At 71.6% G+C, this 4,335-nt stretch carries 3 protein-coding genes and 2 pseudogenes; all 5 read right to left on the bottom strand.

The window, feature by feature from the left end; translation table 11 throughout:
- Positions 1 to 168: 168 nt before the first annotated feature.
- Complete coding sequence (ung, locus tag H5J30_RS19290; RefSeq protein WP_181788662.1) at positions 169 to 849, bottom strand: uracil-DNA glycosylase; 681 nt, start codon at positions 847 to 849, stop codon at positions 169 to 171.
- Between the two features lie 94 nt (positions 850 to 943).
- Complete coding sequence (locus H5J30_RS19285; RefSeq protein ID WP_309505577.1) at positions 944 to 2,524, bottom strand: ABC transporter substrate-binding protein; 1,581 nt, start codon at positions 2,522 to 2,524, stop codon at positions 944 to 946.
- 127 nt (positions 2,525 to 2,651) lie between these two features.
- On the bottom strand, positions 2,652 to 3,446 hold the full coding sequence (locus tag H5J30_RS19280) for an SDR family oxidoreductase (RefSeq protein ID WP_181788660.1): 795 nt from the start codon (positions 3,444 to 3,446) through the stop codon (positions 2,652 to 2,654).
- A gap of 17 nt (positions 3,447 to 3,463) precedes the next feature.
- Positions 3,464 to 3,979: pseudogene (locus tag H5J30_RS19275) on the bottom strand (SDR family oxidoreductase); the annotation flags it as partial.
- A pseudogene (locus tag H5J30_RS37715) lies at positions 3,969 to 4,335 on the bottom strand (ketoreductase domain-containing protein); the annotation flags it as partial. The pseudogenes H5J30_RS19275 and H5J30_RS37715, both read right to left, overlap by 11 nt.

Genomic DNA, 4,335 nt, shown 5'->3' with positions numbered 1-4,335 from the left:
CACCGACCGCCGCCGGCGGCGGGGCCGTCGACGTGTGCGCCCTCGCCGGGGACTACGGCCGCTGGGCTCCCGGCAGCCGGGAGGCGACGGTCTGCGCGGAGTACTTCGAGCGCTAGGTACGCCCCGGCCCGTACCCCGCGGCGACCGGCCCCCGGGCCGGTCTCAGTCCTAGCCCTGGCCCGCCGCCAGGTCCGGGATCCGCCAGTCGATCGGCGCGTGCCCCTGCGCCGCCACCGCCTCGTCGATCTGCGAGAACGGCCGCGAGCCGAAGAACTTCTTCGCCGACAGCGGCGACGGGTGCGCCCCCTGGACCACCACGTGCCGGGCGGTGTCGATGAGCGGCAGCTTCTTGCGCGCGTACGCCCCCCAGAGCACGAACACCGCCGGGTCCGGCCGCTCGGCCACGGCGCGGATCACCGCGTCGGTGAACTCCTCCCAGCCCTGGCCCTTGTGCGAGTTCGCCTCGCTCTCGCGCACCGTCAGCACCGCGTTCAGCAGGAGCACGCCCTGCTCGGCCCACGGCATCAGATACCCGTTGTCCGGGACCGGGTGGCCGAGGTCGTCGCGCAGCTCCTTGAAGATGTTGCGCAGGGAGGGCGGAGTGCGCACCCCGGGTCGCACCGAGAAGCACAGCCCGTGCCCCTGCCCCGCCCCGTGGTACGGGTCCTGGCCGAGGACGAGCACCTTCACGCGGTCGTACGGCGTGGCGTCGAGGGCGGCGAAGACCTCCTCGGCCGGCGGGTAGACCGGCCCGCGGGCGCGCTCCTCCTCGACGAACGACTCCAGACGCGTGAAGTAGGGCTTTTCGAGCTCCTTGCCCAGGGCGTCCTGCCAGGACGGGGGCAGCATCGGGGACACGGGTGAGGGACCTCCGGTCGGTGCAGAAGATCGGTTCTGTGGGTCGTTGCGCAGCCGACAGTACCGCCGGGCACTGACAACTCCCCTACCAACTGGTCTTCTTGTACAGCTCCCACATCCGCATGATCGTCGAGGCGTCGAGGCTCCACTCCACCCCGGCGACGTCGTCGTCCGCGGCGATGTACTGCCGGGCCTGCCACAGCGGCAGCAGCCGGGCGTCCTCGGCGAGGATGTCCTGCGCCCGCGAGAACTGCTCGTTCACCCCGGCCCGGTCCGCCTTCCGGCGCGACTCGGGCAGCAGCTCGTCGGTGATCTCCGCGTTCTCGTACGGCGTGCCCAGGGCGTTGCGCTGGCCGGTGAAGGGGGCGATGTAGTTGTCCGGGTCGGGGAAGTCGGGAGACCAGCCGCGGCCGAAGACCGGGTACTCGCCCTTGTTGTACGCGGCGGCGAACTGCTCCCACTTGCGGCCCTTGACCGTGACCTCGAACAGGCCGCTGTCCTCCAGCTGCCGCTCCAGCTCCTCGAACTCCCGCGCCGTCACCGAGCCGTACCGGTCGGTGGTGAACCAGAACGTCAGCGGCACCGGCTCGGTCACCCCGGCCGTCTGCAGCGTCACCGCCGCGGCCTCGGGGTCCGGCTCGCCGTAGAGGTCGAAGAACGGGGTGGTGTGGCCGGTGATGCCGCGCGGGATCATCGAGTAGAGCGGCTCCGCCGTGCGGCCGTAGACCTTGCGTACGAGCGCGTCGCGGTCGATCACCTGGGCGACGGCCTGCCGCACGGCGAGGCTGTCGGCGTACTCGTGCGCGGGGTTGAAGACCAGGTAGTGGATCTCCGGCATGACCACCCGGCTGAGCGCGATCGTGCCCTTCTCGTCCGCCGTCTTCTCCAGCTCCGGCACCCGGTCCGGCGGCAGCCCGCGGTACGTGACGTCGATGTCGCCCTTCTTGAGCGCGTCGGTCATCGCGTCGGAGTCGTCGAAGTAGCGGATGCTGACGGAGTCGTTGCGCAGCTCCGCGTCGCCCTGGTAGCGCGAGTTGCGCTCCAGCTCGGCGACCGACCCCTTCTCGTACGACCCGAGCGTGTACGGCCCGGAGCCGACGAGGGTGTCCTTGTCGGCCAGCTTCTCCGCCGGGTACGACTCGGGGTCGACGAGCGAGGTGGCGGGCGCGGCGAGGATGAAGGGGAAGGTCGCGTCGGGGCGCTTGAGGTGGAAGGTGACGGTCCGGTCGCCTTCGGTCTCGACCTCCTCCAGGCTGTCCAGCAGTCCCGCGGGGCCGGTCTCGGCGTTGATGGCGAGCACCCGGTCGAAGGAGTGCTTGACGGCCGCGGCGTCGAGCGGGTTGCCGTTGGAGAAGGTGAGGTCCTCGCGGAGCTTGCAGCGGTACGTGCGGCTGTCGGCGCCGGTGAAGCCGCAGCTCTTGGCCGCGTCGGGCTGCGGCACCGTGCTGGTCCCGGCGTAGTGCATGAGTGTCTGGTAGACGTTCCGGTACAGCTCCCAGCTGCCGTCCCAGGCGGCTGCCGGGTCGAGCGTGCTGGGCGCACTCGTCGTACCCACGTCTATGTGCCGCTCGTCATCGCCGGATGCCGACAGAGTGCCGCAGCCGGCGAGCATCGAGACGGGTATCAGCACCGCGGCGACCCGCCGCGGGCCCGACCGAAAGAACACGTGCCTGTCCCCTCCTTGCACCTGTTCGATGGGGTGCGCAGACCCTACCCCACGGTCGGTGGATCACGGATCCCCCGGGACGGCGCTGTGACCCGGGGGAACCTGTGTGGTGTGTGTGACTACTGGTTCAGCTCCAGCCGGCGTTGAGGAAGATGCCGCCCTCGATGGCCAGCGTCTGCCCGGTGATCCAGCCGGCCTCGTCGGAGAGGAGGAACGCGGCGGCGCCGCCGATGTCCTCGGGCACCCCGAGCCGGCCCAGCGGATAGCCGGCGGCGGCCTCCTCCTCGCGGCCCTCGTACAGCGCGACCGCGAACTTCGTCTTCACCACGCCCGGCGCGATGGCGTTGACCCGCACCCCCGGCGCGAACTCGTGCGCGAGCTGCAGTGTCATGTTGATCATCGCGGCCTTGCTCATGCCGTACGCGCCGACGAACGGCGAAGCCGAGAGCCCGGCGACGGAGGAGACGTTGACGATCGCGCCGCCGTGCTCGCGCTGCCACGCCTTGTACGTCTGCTGGGCGAAGCCCAGGGCGGACAGCACGTTCGTCTCGTAGACCTTGCGCACGGCGTTCAGGTCGACGTCCGCGATGGGGCCGAACACGGGGTTCGTACCGGCGTTGTTGACCAGGTAGTCCACCCGGCCGAACGCCTCCATGGCCCGCGCCACCGCCTCGGCCTGGTGCGCCTCGTCGTGGGCCTTGCCCGGTACGCCGATCGCGCGGCCGGCGCCGAGGCGGGCCACGGCCTCCTTCAGCGCCTCCTCGCCGCGGCCGGTGATGCACACCCGGTGGCCGCGCGCCACCAGGGCCTCCGCGATGCCGTAGCCGATGCCGCGGCTGGCCCCGGTGACCAGGGCGACCCGCCCGCTGTCCGCCACCCCGTCGGCCGCCTCGGGCGCGCCGGCTCTCTCCTGCTGCGTCATGTCCTCGTCCCCCGGCCCTAGTCGAGCGGCCCGCCGGCCACGTACAGCACCTGGCCGGAGACGAAGCCGGCGTCCTCACCCGTGAAGAAGGCGATGGCACCGGCGACGTCGTCGGGCCGGCCGACACGCCGGACGGGGATCTGGGAGGCAGCCGCGGCCTGGAAGTCGGCGAAGTCCATGCCGACCCGGGCGGCGGTCTGGGCGGTCATGTCGGTGGCGATGAAGCCGGGCGCGACGGCGTTGGCGGTGACGCCGAACTTGCCCAGCTCGTGGGCCAGGGTCTTGGTGAAGCCCTGGAGCCCCGCCTTGGCGGCCGAGTAGTTGGACTGCCCCCGGTTGCCGAGCGCGGAGCTGCTGGAGAGGTTGACGATCCGGCCGAAGCCGGCGTCGACCATGTGCTTCTGGCAGGCCCTGGACATCAGGAAGGCGCCGCGCAGGTGCACGTTCATGACCGTGTCCCAGTCGTCCTCGCTCATCTTGAAGAGCAGGTTGTCGCGGAGCACGCCGGCGTTGTTGACCAGGACCACGGGCGCGGCGGTGCTGGGCCAGTGCGTCCAGGAAGCTGTTCGCGGCTGCGTAGTTGGCCTGACCGGGGGTGCCGACCACGGACGCGAACGACGAGAACAGTACGAACGCCACCCCCGGCCGGTCCGCCGTGAGCCGGTGCAGGTGCCAGGCGCCGTCCGCCTTCGGCCGCAGCACGGCGTCGAGTCGGGCGGGCGTCAGCTCGCCGACGGTCGCGTCGTCCAGTACGCCCGCCGCGTGCACCACGGCGGTGAGCGGGTGCTCCGACGGGATCCGGTCCAGCGCCCCGGCGAGGGCGTCGGCGTCGGCGACGTCGCAGGCGGCGAAGGCCACCTCGGCGCCGAGTCCGGTGAGTTCTGCGGCC

The organism is Streptomyces phytophilus (genome assembly GCF_013870535.1).
GTDB classification, from domain to species: domain Bacteria; phylum Actinomycetota; class Actinomycetes; order Streptomycetales; family Streptomycetaceae; genus Streptomyces; species Streptomyces phytophilus.
The sequence above is the reverse complement of the archived record's forward strand: the minus strand, read 5'-3'. Positions and strand labels throughout refer to the sequence as shown.